This is a genomic window from Pseudomonas sp. RC2C2 (genome assembly GCF_018390435.1).
Taxonomy (GTDB): Bacteria; Pseudomonadota; Gammaproteobacteria; order Pseudomonadales; family Pseudomonadaceae; genus Aquipseudomonas; species Aquipseudomonas donghuensis.
The window spans coordinates 1,311,656-1,328,498 of record NZ_JAHBAX010000001.1 but is presented as its reverse complement, the minus strand read 5'-3'; the positions used below and the strand labels follow the sequence as shown (position 1 = coordinate 1,328,498).

General features: G+C 64.1%; 14 protein-coding genes. 9 read left to right on the top strand and 5 right to left on the bottom strand.

The genetic code is table 11. The features are described from left to right. The first annotated feature begins 68 nt into the window (after positions 1-68). Entirely contained in the window at positions 69-2,471 is a 2,403-nt protein-coding gene (locus tag KHO53_RS06085; RefSeq protein WP_213570093.1) for a TonB-dependent siderophore receptor, read from the top strand. On the opposite strand, the gene KHO53_RS06080 is transcribed toward KHO53_RS06085, so the two are convergent. Then, entirely contained in the window at positions 2,468-3,343 is an 876-nt protein-coding gene (locus tag KHO53_RS06080) for an AraC family transcriptional regulator (protein WP_213570092.1), read from the bottom strand. The genes KHO53_RS06085 and KHO53_RS06080 overlap by 4 nt on opposite strands. Positions 3,344-3,480: 137 nt before the next feature. Between KHO53_RS06080 and KHO53_RS06075 the strand changes: the two genes are divergently transcribed. Both KHO53_RS06075 and KHO53_RS06070 read left to right on the top strand, forming a co-directional pair. Continuing rightward, positions 3,481-4,383, top strand: a complete 903-nt coding sequence (locus KHO53_RS06075; protein ID WP_036996843.1) for a DMT family transporter — start codon at positions 3,481-3,483, stop codon at positions 4,381-4,383. A gap of 163 nt (positions 4,384-4,546) precedes the next feature. Next, positions 4,547-4,927 carry a hypothetical protein gene (locus tag KHO53_RS06070; protein ID WP_010220674.1) on the top strand — a complete coding sequence of 127 codons (381 nt, stop codon included), beginning with the start codon at positions 4,547-4,549 and terminating at the stop codon, positions 4,925-4,927. 13 nt (positions 4,928-4,940) lie between these two features. Here KHO53_RS06070 and KHO53_RS06065 read toward each other — a convergent pair whose 3' ends face one another. Both KHO53_RS06065 and KHO53_RS06060 read right to left on the bottom strand, forming a co-directional pair. Then, complete coding sequence (locus KHO53_RS06065) at positions 4,941-5,912, bottom strand: 2-hydroxyacid dehydrogenase (RefSeq protein ID WP_010220675.1); 972 nt, start codon at positions 5,910-5,912, stop codon at positions 4,941-4,943. A gap of 73 nt (positions 5,913-5,985) precedes the next feature. Continuing rightward, positions 5,986-6,933: a LysR family transcriptional regulator gene (locus tag KHO53_RS06060; protein WP_010220676.1), complete on the bottom strand. Its 948-nt coding sequence runs from the start codon at positions 6,931-6,933 to the stop codon at positions 5,986-5,988. A gap of 186 nt (positions 6,934-7,119) precedes the next feature. Between KHO53_RS06060 and KHO53_RS06055 the strand changes: the two genes are divergently transcribed. Genes KHO53_RS06055 through KHO53_RS06040 form a run of 4 tightly spaced genes read left to right on the top strand, consistent with a single transcriptional unit; the run spans position 7,120 to position 11,897 of the window. Next, on the top strand, positions 7,120-8,646 hold the full coding sequence (locus tag KHO53_RS06055) for an efflux transporter outer membrane subunit (RefSeq protein WP_213570091.1): 1,527 nt from the start codon (positions 7,120-7,122) through the stop codon (positions 8,644-8,646). After that, the gene (locus KHO53_RS06050; RefSeq protein WP_213570090.1) at positions 8,643-10,829 is read left to right on the top strand and encodes an FUSC family protein; all 2,187 of its coding nucleotides are present in this window, start codon (positions 8,643-8,645) and stop codon (positions 10,827-10,829) included. The genes KHO53_RS06055 and KHO53_RS06050 overlap by 4 nt, the downstream gene beginning before the upstream one ends. After that, on the top strand, positions 10,819-11,019 hold the full coding sequence (locus KHO53_RS06045; RefSeq protein WP_010220679.1) for a DUF1656 domain-containing protein: 201 nt from the start codon (positions 10,819-10,821) through the stop codon (positions 11,017-11,019). Before KHO53_RS06050 ends, KHO53_RS06045 begins: the two co-directional genes overlap by 11 nt. Positions 11,020-11,030: 11 nt before the next feature. Next, complete coding sequence (locus tag KHO53_RS06040; protein WP_010220680.1) at positions 11,031-11,897, top strand: efflux RND transporter periplasmic adaptor subunit; 867 nt, start codon at positions 11,031-11,033, stop codon at positions 11,895-11,897. A gap of 826 nt (positions 11,898-12,723) precedes the next feature. On the opposite strand, the gene KHO53_RS06035 is transcribed toward KHO53_RS06040, so the two are convergent. Together KHO53_RS06035 and KHO53_RS06030 are read right to left on the bottom strand one after the other, a co-directional pair. Continuing rightward, positions 12,724-13,500 carry an enoyl-CoA hydratase gene (locus tag KHO53_RS06035; protein ID WP_010220681.1) on the bottom strand — a complete coding sequence of 259 codons (777 nt, stop codon included), beginning with the start codon at positions 13,498-13,500 and terminating at the stop codon, positions 12,724-12,726. 27 nt (positions 13,501-13,527) lie between these two features. Then, the gene (locus KHO53_RS06030; RefSeq protein WP_010220682.1) at positions 13,528-13,980 is read right to left on the bottom strand and encodes a universal stress protein; all 453 of its coding nucleotides are present in this window, start codon (positions 13,978-13,980) and stop codon (positions 13,528-13,530) included. A 171-nt stretch (positions 13,981-14,151) separates the two neighbouring features. Between KHO53_RS06030 and KHO53_RS06025 the strand changes: the two genes are divergently transcribed. Both KHO53_RS06025 and KHO53_RS06020 read left to right on the top strand, forming a co-directional pair. Beyond that, positions 14,152-15,057, top strand: coding sequence for a LysR family transcriptional regulator (locus tag KHO53_RS06025; RefSeq protein ID WP_010220683.1), 906 nt, complete (start codon positions 14,152-14,154; stop codon positions 15,055-15,057). Positions 15,058-15,265: 208 nt separating this feature from the next. After that, a complete protein-coding gene (locus tag KHO53_RS06020) occupies positions 15,266-16,825 on the top strand; it encodes an MFS transporter (protein ID WP_010220684.1) in 1,560 nt (519 codons plus the stop codon). Positions 16,826-16,843: the final 18 nt, after the last annotated feature.

Here is a 16,843-nt window from a genome sequence, read left to right as displayed (position 1 = left end):
GACAACCGTGTAGTGAGTGAAAGTGCGATTCATTCGCATAAACATCACTCCTTCACAGGTCATCGGTCATGAAGTTCACACCCTCGCCAGCGCGTCGCTTTTCACGTTGGCTCAGTGTCGCGGCGCTGGCTGCGGGTAGCGCATTGCCCTTGGGTGTCGCCGCCGCGCAGCAGGTCTACAGCTTTTCCCAAGCGAGCAAGCCGCTGGTGCAGGCGCTCAATGACTTCAGCCGGCTGACCGGGCAAAGTGTGATCTACACCGCCGACCTGCCATCGATCAATGCTCCGGCCCTCAACGCCAGCCTCAGCGCCGAGCAGGCTTTGCAGCAACTGCTAGGCAATTCCGGCTTCGCCGTTCGCCGCGTCGATGTCCGCACCCTGACCCTCGAACCGCTCGATGCCGGCACTGCGCTCAAGCTCGAGGCGACCACGGTGAACTCGCAGGCCGATGCCGACTACAGCTATCAGCCGCCGCAAAGCAGCTCGGTGATGCGCAGCCAGGCATCGCTCATGCAGACGCCCCAGGCCATTAACGTGGTACCGGCCCAGGTGCTCAAGGACCAGGCCCCGCGCAACCTCGACGATGCCCTGGCCAATGTCAGCGGCGTGACCCAGGGCAACAACTTCGGCGGCACCCAGGACACGGTGATGAAGCGCGGCTTTGGCGACAACCGCGACGGCTCGATCATGCGCGATGGCATGCCTATCGTGCAGGGTCGCAGCCTCAATGCCACCACTGAGCGGGTCGAAGTGCTCAAGGGCCCGGCCTCATTGTTGTACGGTATCCAGGACCCGGGCGGGGTGATCAACGTGGTCAGCAAGCGGCCGCAACTGCAACGCTACAACGCCCTGAACCTGCGCGGCTCTACTTATGGCAGCGGCAAGAACGGCAGCGGCGGCGGCCTGGACAGCACCGGCGCGCTGGGCGAGAGCAACTTCGCCTACCGCCTGGTGCTCGACCATGAAGATGAAGACTACTGGCGCAACTTCGGCACCCACCGCGAATCGCTGGTGGCGCCATCGCTGGCCTGGTACGGCGAAGACACCCAGGTGCTGCTGGCCTACGAGCACCGCGAGTTTCTCTATCCGTTCGACCGTGGCACCGCCATCGACCCGCGCACCAACCACCCGCTGGATATCCCCAGCACCCGGCGCCTGGACGAGCCGTTCAATGACATGCAAGGGCGCTCGGACCTCTATCGGCTGGAGGTCGATCATCAGCTTGCGGATGACTGGAAAGCCCACTTTGGCTTCAGTTACAACCGTGAAACCTACGACGCCAGCCAGGTGCGGGTGACCGGCGTCAACGCCTCGCGCGGCACCCTGACCCGCAGCATGGACGGCACCCACGGCGCACTCAGCAGCGACCGTTTCGCCACCTTGAGCCTTGAGGGCACGGTGCAACTGGCGGGGATGCAGCACGACCTGCTGTTCGGCCTGGATAACGAATACCGCAAGGTCTACCGCGCCGACCTGATCCGCCAGAGCAGCCTGAGCACCTTCAGTTACCTGAACCCGGTGTATGGCCGCGAAGTCGAAGGCACCAGCGTGCGTGACAGCGACAGCGCGCAGACCGACAAGCTGCGCAGCGACTCGCTGTTCTTCCAGGATTCGATCCACCTCGATGAGCACTGGATCCTGGTCGCCGGCGCGCGCTACCAGATGTACGACCAGCTCGCCGGGCGCGGGCGGCCGTTCAAGGCCAACACCAACAGCAATGGCCAGGCCTGGGTGCCGCGGCTGGGCCTGGTGTACAAGGTCGACGAGCAGCTGTCGTTCTATGGCAGCTACACCGAATCGTTCAAGCCCAATTCCAGCGTCGCCCCACTGAGCGGCGGCCTGGTGCTGGACTCGGGCGTGGAACCTGAACAGGGCAAATCCTGGGAACTGGGTGCCAAGCTCGACGTGCCGGGGGCGCTGACCGGCACCCTGGCGCTGTTCGACATCCGCAAGCGCAACGTGCTGGTGGCCAACTTCGACTCGGCAACCGGCGACACCCTCTACAGCAATGCGGGCGAGGTGCGCTCACGGGGCGTCGAGCTGGACCTGAGCGGGCAGTTGAGCGAGCGCTGGAGCCTGATCGGCAACTATGCCTTCACCGATGCCGACGTCACCCAGGACCCCACGCTCGAAGGCAATCGCCTGCAGAACGTAGCGCGCCACAGCGGTTCGCTGTCGGCGGTGTATGACGCGGGCAGCCTGTTCGGCGGCGATCGCCTGCGCCTGGGCGCCGGTGCGCGCTATGTCGGTGAGCGGGCGGGTAACGCCGAGAATGATTTCGAGCTGCCGGGCTACACCGTCGCCGATGCCTTCGCCAGCTACGAAACCCGCCTGGACGAGCACAAGGTGCGCTTGCAGTTGAACGTCAAGAACCTGTTCGACCGCACCTATTACAGCTCGGCGGTGAACCGTTACTTTGTCTCGGTGGGCGATGCGCGTCAGGTCAGCCTGTCCAGCACCCTCGAGTTCTAAGCGCTGAAGGCGGCCCGGTAAGCACCGGGCGTCGCGCCCAGGGCCTGGCGGAAGCGGTTGCTGAAATGGCTGGCGCTGGCAAAGCCGCACAGCAGGGCCACTTCGCCCAGCGGCAGTTGGCCATGGCGCAGCAGTTGTCGCGCCTTGGCCAGGCGCCGGGCCAGCAGGTACTGGTGCGGCGGCAGGCCGAAGCTTTCGCGAAACATCCGCGCGAAGTGGTACTCGGAGAGGTTGCACAGCGCCGCCAGCTCGCCAAGGCTCAGGGGTTGATCGAGGTGGCCTTCGACATACTCGCGCAGTTGCCGGCGCTGGTGCGCGGCCAGCCCGCCTTTAAGACGCAGGCCCTGGCGCAGGCCAACCTGGCTGAGCAGGGCATGGTCGAGAATCTCGTGGGCCAGGCTGCTGGTCAGCAGGCGCTCGCCCGGTTCGTCCCAGTCCAGGGCGATCAGCTGGCGAAAGCGCCGGGCCTGCTCGGGGTCGTCGAGAAAGGTCGCCTCCTGCAGTTGCAGTTCACGGGGTTCGCGGTCCAGCAGGCTGACGCAACCGAGGGCGAATTGCTCCTGGCTGATGTACAGGTGTGCCAGGCGGATCGAGCCGTTGACCACCCAATGCGAGGCCGATCCTGCCGGCATGATGCACAGCTTGTCGGGTGCGCCGGTGTGGCCGGGGCGGTCACGGCGAAAGGTGCCGGTGCCGTCGGCGATGTAACACGACAGGGTGTGATGGCTGGGGGCCTCGTAGTCGCGGGCGTCGTGACGGTTGTTCCACAGGGCTGCTGCCAGGCCGTCCCCCAGGTGCGCGCTGTGTTCCAGGCGGGCATGGGGTGAGTCGTGCATGGCTTTGAAGACTTGCAGCTGGTCCAACGGCGTCATGGTCCTTACCTCTGTGGGCCATCGTACTCCGCCAGGCCGGGGCTGACAGCTGTTGCCTGTGCAAAAGCGCAAGAATGTGCAAGTGCCGGCTGGGGTTGCAGTTGCACACTGGTGGCCTGGAATCGAGGAGTGCCGCCATGAACCTGTCGTTATACCTGCTCACTGTGCTGATCTGGGGCACCACCTGGATTGCCCTGAAGCTGCAATTGGGGGAGGTCGCCATTGCGGTGTCGATCGTCTACCGCTTTGCCCTGGCGGCGCTGGTGCTGTTTGTCATCCTGCTGCTCAGCCGCCGCCTGCAACCGATGAATCGCCGCGGCCACCTGATCTGCCTGGCCCAGGGCCTGTGCCTGTTCTGCGTCAACTTCATGTGCTTTCTGACCGCCAGCCAGTGGATTCCCAGTGGCCTGATCGCCGTGGTGTTCTCCACCGCCACCTTGTGGAACGCGCTGAATGCGCGGGTATTCTTTGGCCAGAAGGTTGCCGCCAATGTGCTTGCCGGTGGCGCCCTCGGCCTGGCCGGGCTGGGCCTGCTGTTCTGGCCGGAGCTGTCCGGGCATGCCGCCAGCCGCGAAACCATTATCGGCCTGGGCCTGGCGCTGCTGGGCACCCTGTGTTTTTCGGCCGGCAACATGCTCTCCAGCCTGCAACAAAAGGCCGGCCTGCGGCCGCTGACCACCAATGCCTGGGGCATGCTTTATGGCGCGAGCATGCTCGGGCTGTACTGCCTGGTCAGCGGCATTGCGTTTGCCATGGAATGGAACACGCGCTACATCGGCTCACTGTTGTACCTGGTGATCCCGGGCTCGGTGATCGGTTTTACCGCCTACCTGACCCTGGTCGGACGCATGGGGCCGGAGCGGGCCGCTTACTGCACGGTGTTGTTCCCGCTGGTGGCGTTGAACGTCTCGGCGTTCTACGAGGGGTATCAATGGACGGCGCCGGCGTTGGCAGGCCTGGTGCTGGTGATGCTGGGTAACGTGCTGGTGTTTCGCAAGCCCCGGCCCAAGGTGGTCGAGCCGGTCGTGGCCTTGAGGTAGCAATCGCGGGTCAAGCCCGCTCCCACAAGTTGGGATTAATCTGTGGGAGCGGGCTTGACCCGCGATGAGGCCGACGCAGTACCTGATAAAAATGCCAGGTTTCAGGGACGTTCCAAGGGCGTAACTTGCGCTCAACACATCCGCAGCGTTCGAGGCAACGGTCATGGAAGTGATGATGGGCAAGTCCGATAAACCGGTGGTCGCGCCGCCCACTCTCAAAGATGCGGCCTGGACTGTCAGCCTTTCCCAAGTGGGCGAGGAGGGGCTGACGCTCAGTGGTTATTCCTTGCCAGGCTTGCAGGGCTCTCAAGGAGCAACCTTGCTCCTAGGCTGGATTGGTTTTCCACCGGGAGGGGATCCGGAAACCTACTCGGACTCGCATGCAATCGAGCGTTGGGAAGACTATCGCGGGCACGAGTTCGTGCTGCCCAGGCGCTATTTGCAAAGCGCACTGGGCGGCACTGGTGTGCTGTTTTTCGATCTCTCGGTGCTCAGCCTGCCGTCGCAGATTTCACCACTGATAACGGTAAGGGTGGTTGATTAGGTACTCGTACCGCCTACTTCCACACCTGCGGATTGACCAGATCCCGCGGCCGCTCACCCAGCAAGGCGCTGCGCAGGTTATCAATCGCGCGATTGGCCATGGCCTCGCGGGTTTCAGCGGTAGCCGAACCTACATGCGGCAAGGTCAGGGCGTTTTTCAGCTGGAACAACGGCGAGGCTGCCAGTGGTTCCTTCTCGTACACATCCAGCCCGGCGCCGCGAAGGGTGCCGGCCTGCAGGGCCTCGATCAGCGCCGCCTCATCCACCACCGGCCCACGGGACACGTTGATCAGGAAGGCACTGGGCTTCATCAGCTGCAGTTCACGGGTGCTGATCAGGTGCTTGGTCTGCGCCCCCAGTGGCACCACCAGGCAGACGAAGTCAGCTTCAGCCAGCAGCTCATCGAGGCTGCGGTATTGCGCGCCCAGTTCCTGTTCCAGGGCCGGCTTGCGGCTGTTGCCGCTGTAGAGGATCGGCATGTTGAAACCGAAGCGCCCACGCCGGGCAATGGCCGCGCCGATATTGCCGAGGCCGACGATACCCAGGGTCTTGCCATGCACGTCGCTGCCAAACTGCGCCGGGCCCACGGTGGCCTGCCATTGCCCGGCCTTGGTCCAGGCATCCAGCTCGGCCACCCGCCGCGCCGCGCCGATCAGCAGGGCAAAGCCGAGGTCGGCGGTGCTCTCGGTGAGCACGTCAGGGGTGTTGGTCAGGGCGATGCCGCGCTGGTTGAAGTAGGCCAGGTCATAGTTGTCGTAGCCCACCGAGACGCTGGCGACCACTTCCAGCTTGCTGGCGTTTGCCAGTTGCGCCTGGCCGAGCTTGCGGCCGACGCCGATCAGGCCATGCGCCTCGGGCAAGGCGTCGTTGAACTGGGCACTGATGTCGCCGAGCTTGGGGTTGGGCACGATTACGTTGAAGTCTTGCTGCAGGCGTTCGACCATCGCCGGGGTGATGCGGCTGAAGGCAAGGACGGTCTTTTTCATCGGCGAAATCTCTGCGGGCGGTGGAGAATGGGTAGCACGCTATCATTCTCCACCACCCCTGTGCAGCAAGATTTCAGGTGGCGATGCGCAGTTCGTGGGTTTTCAGGTCCGCTTCGTGGGCGGCGAGAATTTCCGGCAGAGAATTGCGCAGGTACTCGACCCAGGTCTTGATCTTGGCATCCAGGTACTGGCGCGACGGGTAGATCGCGTACAGGTTGAGCTCCTGCAGGCGGTACTCGGGCATCACCCGCACCAGTGAGCCATCACGCAGGCCCTCGATCGCCGAATAGATCGGCAGCACACCAACGCCCATGCCACTGCGGATCGCGGTTTTCATCGCGTCGGCGGAGTTCACCTGGAACGGCGCCTGGGTGATGTTGACCACCTCCTGGCCTTCGGGGCCGTCGAACAGCCATTTCTCCAGCGGGATCACCGGGCTGACCATGCGCAGGCAGGCGTGGTTGAGCAGGTCGCTGGGCTTGTGGGCGATGCCGTGGCGTTTCACGTAGTCGGGCGAGGCGCAGACGATGCTGTAGGTGATGCCCAGGCGCTGGGAGACAAAGCCCGAGTCCGGTAGCTCGCTGGCCAGCACGATGGACACGTCGTAGCCTTCGTCGAGCAGGTCCGGCACGCGGTTGGCCATGGTCAGGTCGAAGGTCACGTCCGGGTGGGTTTCGCGGTAGCGGGCGATGGCATCGATGACGAAGTGCTGGCCGACCCCGGTCATCGAATGCACCTTCAGTTGCCCGGCCGGGCGCGCATGGGCGTCGCTGGCCTCGGCTTCGGCTTCTTCGACGTAGGTGAGGATCTGTTCGCAGCGCATCAGGTAACGCTTGCCGGCCTCGGTCAGGGCGATGCGCCGGGTGGTGCGGTTGAGCAGGCGGGTTTGCAGATGGGCTTCAAGATTGGAGACCGCCCGCGACACGTTGGCGGTGGTCGTATCCAGTTGCACGGCCGCGGCAGTGAAGCTGCCGACTTGCGCGACGCAACTAAAAGCACGCATGTTTTGCAGGGTGTCCATGGGTCGCTCTCAAAGTAGACGACAAATTGTGACATGAAGTAACCGAGGCGGTCTTCAGACTAAAGCCGGATTATCACTGTTTTCGTAACAAAGATTCGCAGTAATGCACGCTTATCGCCAGTGCGGCGGCCCCCTAGAATTGCGTCTCCAAGCGTCATCCACCTTCTATGTCGGGAATTCGCAGCTGTGCCGCGTCGCATCATCAGAGCGCTCAATGCGCTCAGTGCCTGTGCCTTTAGCTTGACCTTGAGCGGCTGTATCGGAACCTGGGGCATTGCCCCGCAAAGCAAGACGCTGCAAGCCAATACCCTGACCACCGACGCGGCGATCCGTGAAGCCGCCCTCGACGCCCATTGGCCCGACCAGCAATGGTGGCGGGCCTACGGCGACCCGCAACTCGATCGCTGGATCGCCCTGGCCGTGCAAGACAGCCCGACCCTGGCCATGGCCGTCGCCCGTGTGCGTGAAGCCAAGGCCATGGCCGGGGTGGTCGAGTCGGCAGAAAAACTGCAGGTCAACGGCCAGTCGACGCTCAAGCGCCACAACTGGCCGCAAGACCAGTTCTATGGCCCCGGCGCGTTGTCCGGGGCCAACACCTGGGACAACAATGCATCGCTTGGCTTGAGCTACGCCCTGGACCTCTGGGGCCGCGAGCGCAATGCCAGCGAGCAGGCCGTGGACATGGCCCACATGAGCGTGGCCCAGGCGCGTCAGGCCCGGCTCGAGCTGCAGAACAACATCGTCAAGGCCTACATCCAGCTGTCGCTGCACTTTGCCCAGCGCGATATCGTCAAGGCCGAGCTTGAGCAACAGGAGCAGATCCTGGCCCTGGCCGAGCGGCGTCTGGCCGGTGGCATCGGCACGCACTTTGAAGTCAGCCAGGCGCAGACGCCACTGCCGGAAACCCACCGCCAGCTCGATGCCCTCAATGAGGAAATCGCCCTGGCCCGTAACCAGCTGGCAGCCTTGGCCGGTAAAGGTCCAGGCGAGGGCGCGCAGCTGCAGCGTCCACGACTGGCGCTGGGCACTGCGCTGAAATTGCCCTCGGCCTTGCCCGCCGAACTGGTCGGCCAGCGCCCGGACGTGGTCGCCAGCCGCTGGCAGGTCGCAGCCCAGGCCCGTGGTATCGATGTCGCCCATGCCGGCTTCTTCCCCAACGTCGACCTGGTTGCTGGCCTCGGTTTCATGGCCACCGGCGGCGGGCCGCTGGAGTTTCTGACCGGGCGCAAGTTCAACTACAACGTCGGCCCGGCGATCAGCCTGCCGGTGTTCGACGGCGGTCGCTTGCGCTCGCAACTGGGGGTTGCCGCGGCTGGTTATGATATCGCCGTGGCGCGCTACAACCAGACCGTGGTCGAGGCGCTCAAGGGTGTTTCCGATCAGTTGATCCGTCGTGAGTCGATGCACGAGCAGCAACACTTTGCCGCCGAATCGGTGGCCTCGGCGCAAAAGACCTACGACATCGCCATGATCGCCTTCCAGCGCGGCCTGACCGATTACCTCAATGTGCTCAACGCGCAGACGATGCTGTTCCGCCAGCAGCAGATCCAGCAGCAGGTCCAGGCCGCACGCCTGAGTGCCCATGCCGAACTGGTCACGGCCCTGGGCGGCGGCCTGGGCGCGGGCAACGATGTGCCCGGCGAAGACCGTCAGCAGGCGCCGAAAACCCCGGTAACCCTGGCAGTCTTCGACAAGCCGGGCCATGCCGAATGAGCGCACTGACCCTGCCGTTTCGCTGGCTGGCCACCCTGGAGTGGCGTCGCGGGTTCTTTGAATGGGTGCGCACCGACGGGGTCACCTGGGTGTACATCTTCAAGGTCCTCAGCGCCGCCTTCCTGACCCTGTGGCTGGCCATGCGCCTGGAGTTGCCGCAGCCGCGCACGGCGATGATCACTGTGTTCATCGTCATGCAACCGCAGAGCGGCCATGTGTTCGCCAAGAGCTTCTACCGGCTGCTGGGCACCCTGGCCGGCTCGTCGATGATGGTCGCGCTGATCGCCTTGTTTCCGCAGAACACCGAGCTGTTCCTGCCGAGCCTGGCGATCTGGGTCGGCCTGTGTTCGGCCGGCGCCATGCGCTACCGCACCTTCCGCGCCTACGGCTTCGTGCTCGCCGGTTACACCGCGGCGATGGTCGGCCTGCCGGCCCTGCAGCATCCCGACGGCGCGTTCATGGCCGCGGTGTGGCGGGTGCTGGAAATCTCCCTGGGGATTCTGGTTTCGACCCTGGTCAGCGCCGCGATTTTGCCGCAGTCGGCCAGCGCCTCGATGCGCAACGCCCTGTACCAACGCTTCGGCGTGTTTGCCGGCTTCGTTGCCGAGGGCCTGCGCGGCGACAGCCAGCGCGACCGCTTTGAAAGCAGCAACGTGCGCTTTATCGCCGAGGCCGTGGGCCTGGAAAGCCTGCGCAGTGTCACCGCCTTCGAAGACCCGCACATGCGCCGGCGCAACGGGCGCCTGGGGCGGATGAACAGCGAATTCATGGCCATCACCACGCGCTTCAACGCCTTGCACCAGTTGCTGGAGCGCTTGCGTTTGCGTGGGCCGCTGCAGATCGTCACCGCCATCGAGCCGGGGCTCACCGCCCTGGCCGAGCTGCTCGACGCCTATGCCGGTCGTGGTCTCACCGAGGGTGATGCGGCGCGCCTGGCCGAACAGCTGGCGGTCTACAAGGAAGGCTTGCCGGAGCGCGTGCGCACCCTGCGTGCAGCGTATGTCGAGAGCGGCCCGAGCGATGCCGACCTGCTGGACTTCCACACTGCCTACGAACTGCTGTACCGCTTCGTCGACGACATGCACAGCTACGCCCAGACCCACGCTTCGCTGACCGAGCACAACCATGCCCGCGAGCAGTGGGATGAGCCCTATGTGGCGCAGACCAACTGGATGGCCTCGCTGGCCGCCGGTGTGCGCGCCGCGTTCATCCTGCTGGTGCTGGGCAGCTTCTGGATACTCACCGCCTGGCCGAGCGGGGCGATGATGACGCTGATCGCCGCGGCCACCGTCGGCCTCTCGGCGGCCACGCCAAACCCCAAGCGCATGTCGTTCCAGATGGCCTGCGGGACCTTGTTCGGCGCCTTTGTCGGCTTCTTCGAAACCTTCTTCGTGTTCCCCTGGATCGACGGTTTCCCGCTGTTATGCCTGGTGCTGGCGCCGGTGTTCGTGTTCGGCGCGTTCCTCGCCTCGCGACCGGCCTATGCCGGTTACGGGCTGGGCCTGCTGATCTTTTTTGCCACCGGTTCCGTGCCGGACAACCTGACCATCTACAACCCTTACAACTTCATCAACGACTACATCGCCATGGTCATCGGTATGCTGGTCTGCGCCGCTGCCGGGGCAATCATCCTGCCGCCCAACAGCCGCTGGTTGTGGAGCCGCCTGGAGCAGGATTTGCGTGCCCAGGTGCTGTATGCGATCACCGGGCGCCTGCGCGGCTTGGGTTCGAGCTTCGAAAGCCGCACCCGCGACCTGCTGCACCAGGCCTATGGCCTGGCGGTCGGCCAGCCGCGGGTGCAGAGCAAGTTGCTGCGCTGGATGTTCGTGGTGCTTGAGGTCGGTCATGCGATCATCGAACTGCGCAAGGAGCAGGCGATTTTGCCGGTGCACCCGTGCTACGCCGAATCGCAGCCCTGGCGCCAGGCCATCCGGGTCATGGGCCGCGCCCTGGCGCGCCTGTTCATGCAGCCGAGCGCGAGCAACCACGAGCGTGCGCTGGTGGCGGTGGACCATGCCATCAGCCGGGTGCAGGCCACCGACGAGCCGTTCGCCCGCCACTTCGACACCTCGGCCCTGCGCCGGGTGCAGAGCTACTTGCATTTCATCCGTACTTCACTGCTCGACCCTCAGTCGCCGCTGGCCGAACTGGCCCCGGCCAAAGGACTGCCCCATGCCTCGTGAAATCGCTTTCCATGGCGTCTACATGCCGACCATGACCTTGATGTTCCTGTTCGCCGCCGGCCTTGCCTGGGGCCTGGACCGGTTTATCGCCAGTCATGACGGCTACCGCTTCTTCTGGCACCCGGCGCTGCTGCGCCTGTGCCTGTTTATCTGCCTGTTCGGATCCATCGCCCTGACTCTCTACCGTTGAGACCCCTGTTGATGAAAAAGTTTTTCAGCCTGATCGCCACCTTGCTCGTGCTGGCCGCTGCCGTGGTGATCGGTCGCCAGCTCTGGGTGCATTACATGAACACGCCCTGGACCCGCGACGGGCGCGTGCGTGCCGACATCATCAACGTCGCTGCCGACGTGCCGGGCTACGTGGTCGATGTGCCGGTGCGCGACAACCAGTTGGTGAAGAAGGGCGATGTGCTGCTGCAGATTGACCCCGAGCACTACCAAGTGGCGGTCCGCCAGGCCCAGGCGCTGGTCGCCTCGCGCAAGGCCACCTGGGAAATGCGCAAGGTCAACGCCCATCGCCGCGCCGACATGGACAACCTGGTGATCTCGCGGGAGAACCGTGACGACGCCAGCAACATCGCCAACTCGGCGCTGGCCGATTACCAGCAGGCCCAGGCGCAATTGGCGGCGGCCGAGCTGGACCTCAAGCGGACCAAGATCCTCGCCACGGTCGATGGCTATGTCACCAACCTCAACGTCCATCGTGGTGACTACGCGCGCACCGGCGAGCCGAAGATGGCGGTGGTCGACAAGGATTCGTTCTGGGTTTATGGCTTCTTCGAAGAGACCAAGCTGCCGCACGTGCGGGTGGGCGACCAGGCCGAGTTGCAGATGATGAGCGGCGAGCGGCTCAAAGGGCATGTAGAGAGTATCTCGCGCGGTATCTATGACCGCGACAACCCGGAAAGCCGCGAGCTGATCGCTGACGTCAATCCGACCTTCAACTGGGTGCGCCTGGCCCAGCGGGTGCCGGTGCGGATTCATATCGATGAAGTGCCCGAGGGCTTTTTGCTGGCGGCGGGTACCACCTGTACGGTGGTGGTCAAGCCCGGCAAGGCGCAGGGTTGAGTTGATCGCGGGGCAAGCCCGCTTCTACAGGATCTAGGGGCGGGCCAATCGAAATTTTGGGGACTATGATCCTAGGGGTGGGGTGGGATGTTCAGATTGCGAGCTTATCCATTCGTTGTGGCGCTGCGGCTGGCCCCTTCCGCCTTTACGGCGTCCTACTTTTCTCTTGGGAAAAGTAGGCAAAACCGCTCGCTCCCGCATACGGCCCTACGCTGCGCTTCGGGTTCCTTCGCTTCGGTGCCTTCCAGGGGCATCGCGGCCTACGACTTGCTACGCCAAGTCTACGTCTCGCGACTTCGGCTTGGGCCGAAGGGTGCTACGCACCAGCCCCCTCCAGACACCTACGCTCAGCCTCCTGAAGTCGCGAAGTTACGGGCAGCGCCTGCACGGGCGTATCTGCGAAAGCGGATTATGGCGTAGCCAAACTGACCCCGAAGCGAGGACCGACCTGCTTCATCTTGATGCTGATCTTGATCTTCATGCACGTAATTCCAGGCGCCGCCAAAAGCGACTTCAGGAGGCTGAGCGAAGGTGCCTGTAGGGGCAGTGCGCAGCACCTTCGGCGTTAGCCGAAGACGCGAGACGTAGACTTGGCGTAGCAAGTCGTAGGCCGCGATGCCCCGGAGGGCGCCGTAGCGAAGGGACCCGAAGCGCAGCGTAGGGCCGTATGCAGGAGCAAGCGGTTTTGCCTACTTTTCCCAAGAGAAAAGTAGGCCGCCGTAAGGGCGGAAGGGGCCGGCCGCGGCGCCACAGCGAATGGATAAGCTCGCAGCCAGAACAACCCAAGGATCCCTAGCCCCCCAGGATTCCGTGAAGAACCAATTTCTTAGCGATGCATGAACTGCGGCGCGCGTTTCTCGGCAAACGCCGCCATGCCTTCCTTCTGGTCCTCGATGGCGAAGGTGGAGTGGAACAAACGCCGCTCCTGGCGCACGCCTTCGCTCAGGGTGGTCTCGAAGGCGCGGTTGACCGCTTCCTTGGCCATCATGCTGACCGGGCCAGAGTAGCTGGCAATCCGCGCCGCAGCCTGCAGGGCTTCGTCGAGCAGGGCCTGATCGCTGACTCGGCGGCTGACCAGCCCGCAGCGCTCGGCTTCTTCGGCATCCATGGTGCGGCCGGTGAGGACCATGTCCATGGTCTTGGCCTTGCCGATCGAGCGGGCCAGGCGCTGGCTGCCACCGGCGCCGGGGATGGTGCCGATCTTGATTTCCGGCTGGCCGAAGCGGGCGCTGTCGGCAGCGATGATCATGTCGCACATCAGCGCCAGTTCGCAGCCACCACCCAGTGCGTAACCGGCCACTGCGGCGATGCTGGGCTTGCGAAAGCTCGCCAGGCGCTCCCAGTCCACGGTCACGAAATCGCTGGTGTAGACATCCATGTAGCTGCGATCACGCATCGCCTTGATGTCAGCGCCGGCGGCAAACACGGTGTCGCCACCGGTCAGTACCAGGGCGCGGACGCTACGGTCCTGCTCAAGGTGGTCAAGCACACCGGCCAGCTCCGCGGCCAGTTCGCAGCACAACGAGTTGAGCACCTCGGGACGGTTGAGGCGGATCAGGGCAACAGCGCCGATCTGTTCCAGTTGCAGGTAGTCGAGTTTCATCCGTGCGATCTCGGTAAAGGGGAAGGGTCAGACGTGGCGGGCATCGACCAGCACCGGGCAGCCGGCCTTGTCGATGACCTTGCTGCTGATCGAAGGGTCGAGCATGCGGTCCAGGCGCGACAGGTGGCGATGGCCCATGACGATCAGGTCGCTTTCCAGGCGCTTGGCCTCGGCGACGATGGTCGATACCGGGTCACCGTTGACCAGGTTGCCTTCGGTCTGGAAGCCGCGGGTGCGCAGGTAGTCCACGGCTTGCTGCATGGTCATGTCGGCCATTTGCTGTTCATGGCTGGCGGCCGGGTATTCACTTTGGTCGAAGGCGCTGATGCGTCTGTTCTCCTCGGCCAGGGCGTAGGCCACGTCGACCGCCAGCAGCACATGCAACTGATGGCGCGCGGGTTCGCAGAAGCGGCTGACGGTTTCGAGGATGCCGCGGCTGCGCGCAGAGCCATCAATGGCGATCAGTACCGAGCTGTACATGGTGACGGGACCCATTCTGAATACAAAGAGCAGGCATTCTTGAAAAAGCGTGCGGCCGGGTAAATGGTGCGCGGTGCAATGACTAGTTGCGCAGAATGCAAGGGCTGGAAAACCTGCAGAAACTGGTAAGATTGCAGCGGATTCACTGAAATACATGAATGGATGCTTACCATGCACTTTCCGGATATGAACTTGCTGGTTGCGCTGGATGCGCTGCTCGATGAAGGCAGTGTGGTCGGTGCGGCTCGTCGCATGAACCTCAGCCCGGCGGCCATGAGCCGCACCCTGACGCGAATTCGCCATGCCGTCGGCGACCCGATTCTGGTCCGCGCCGGCCGCGGCCTGGTACCGACCCCCAAGGCCATGGCCCTGCGCACCCAGGTGCGCAGCGTGGTCGAACAGGCCGGGCAGGTGTTCAGCTCCAGTGACGAGGTTGACCTGCTGACCCTGGAGCGCTCGTTCAACCTGCGCGCCAACGATGTGTTTATCGCGCCGTTCGCGGCCCCCTTGCTGGAAACCATGCGCCAGCAGGCGCCGCGTACCGTGCTGCGTTTTGTCCCGGAAGGCGAGGGCGGTGACGAGGACGACAGCCTGCGCGATGGGCGCCTGGACCTGTACATCAGCGCCACGCGCAACCTCGGCCCGGAAATCAAGGTGCAAAGCCTGTTTGCCACCACCTTCGTGGGCCTGGCGCGGGTCGATCACCCGATCTTCAACGATGAGATCACCCCGGAGCGCTTCGCCGCCTTCGAACAGATCAGCGTCTCACGCCGCGGTCGCGCCACCGGGCCAATCGACTCAGCGCTGGCGGGGATGGGCCTGAGCCGGCGGGTGGCGTTGATTACCCCGAGTTTTCACTCGGCGATGTTCTCCCTGCCCGAGTCCGACCTGCTGCTGCCCCTGCCCCAACACGTGCTGCTCAGTGTTGCCCGTCTGGGCCTGCCGCTACGTTCGTTCCGCATCCCCATGGCGCTGGAATCGGTGACCATCATGCAGGCCTGGCACCCGCGCTATGACAACGATCCTGCCCATCGCTGGCTGCGCCAGACGCTCAAGGAGTGTTGCAGTAAAGCCTGAGTGTTAACGTCAAGATTGATGCTTTTGAGCGCTTATATATACCTGATCGTATAGTTGCGTCTCATGCAGCATAAAGCTGCGAATATGTCAGTTTTCGTCAGTAATCGGCCTCCATAGACTTGCCGGGTACCTCAATTACCCGGAGTTCTGAAGCCATGCGCCTGTACCTGTTTTACCGTGCCCCTGCGCCCGTTCCCGGGGGCAGGCCATGAGTTCGTTGGAGGCCCTGGCCACCCCGGGTGCGGCCGTCGTCGCCGCACCGGCACCTGCCCCGGCCAAGCCTGCGGCACCGGCGGCATTCGGCCCGCGCATCGTCATCGGCCTGCTCGGTGTGCTGCTGGCGGTACTCTGCGCCGGCCTCAACGAGATGGTCACGAAAATGGCCCTGGCCGATATTCGTGGTGGCATGCACATCGGGTCTGACGAAGGTTCATGGCTGGTCGCCTTGTACTCGGCGACCTCGGTCTCGGCCATGGCTTTCGCGCCCTGGTGCTCGGTGACCTTCTCCCTGCGGCGTTTCACCCTCTGCGCGATTGGCGCCTTCGCCCTGCTCGGTTTGCTCTGCCCGTTCGCGCCCAACCAGGAAACCCTGATGCTGCTGCGCACCCTGCAGGGCTTTGCCGGCGGGGCCTTGCCGCCGATGCTGATGAGCGTGGCGCTGCGTTTCCTGCCCCCTGGCATCAAACTCTATGGCCTGGCCGGCTACGCCTTGACGGCCACCTTCGGGCCGAGCCTGGGGCTGCCGCTGGCGGGCTTGTGGACCGAGTACGTCGGTTGGCAGTGGGCGTTCTGGCAGATCATCCTGCCGTCGTTGCTGGCCATGGCTTGCGTGGCCTGGGGGTTGCCGCAAGACCCGCTGCGCCTGGAGCGCTTCAAGCAGTTTGACTGGCGCGGGTTGCTGCTGGGCCTGCCGGCCATTTGCTCGATTGTCATCGGCCTGAGCCAGGGCGATCGCATGGGCTGGTTCAACTCGCCGTTGATCTGCTGGTTGCTGGGCGGCGGCCTGGCACTGCTGGTGCTGTTCATGATCAACGAATGGTCGCACCCGCTGCCGTTCTTCAAATTGCAGATGCTCAGCAACCGCAACCTCACCCATGCCCTGGTCACCCTCGGCGGGGTGCTGGTAGTGCTTTCGGCGGTGATCATCATTCCGTCCAGCTTCCTCGCCCAGATCCAGGGCTACCGGCCGGTGCAGACGGGCCCGGTGATGTTGCTGGTGGCGTTGCCGCAGTTGCTGGCCCTGCCGCTGACCGCAGCGCTGTGCAACATCCGCGCGGTGGACTGCCGCTGGGTTCTGGCCATTGGCCTGGGCATGCTGGCGGTGTCGTGCTTTGGCGGCACGATGATTACCTCGCAGTGGATTCGCGACAACTTCTACGTGCTGCAACTGTTCCAGATCTTCGGTCAGCCGATGGCGGTGATCCCGCTGCTGATGCTCGCCACTGGCGGCATGACCCCGCAAGACGGCCCGTTCGCTTCGGCCTGGTTCAACACCGTCAAGGGCCTGGCCTCGGTGGTCGCCGCCGGGGTGCTGGAGGCGCTGACCACGGTACGCCGGCATTTTCACTCGAACATGCTGGTGGACAACCTGGGCAATTCACCCCTGGCCGATGCCAGTGCACCGGGCCTGGCCAAGCGTATCCATGAACAGGCCGTGGTGCTGACCTCGGCCGACCTCTACCTGTGCATGGCGCTGCTGGCGCTGGCGTTGATCCTGCTGATTCCTTTTGTGCCCACCCGGATCTATCCACCCCGTGCGGTGGCATAGCGTTCCTGCTGAGAGAGA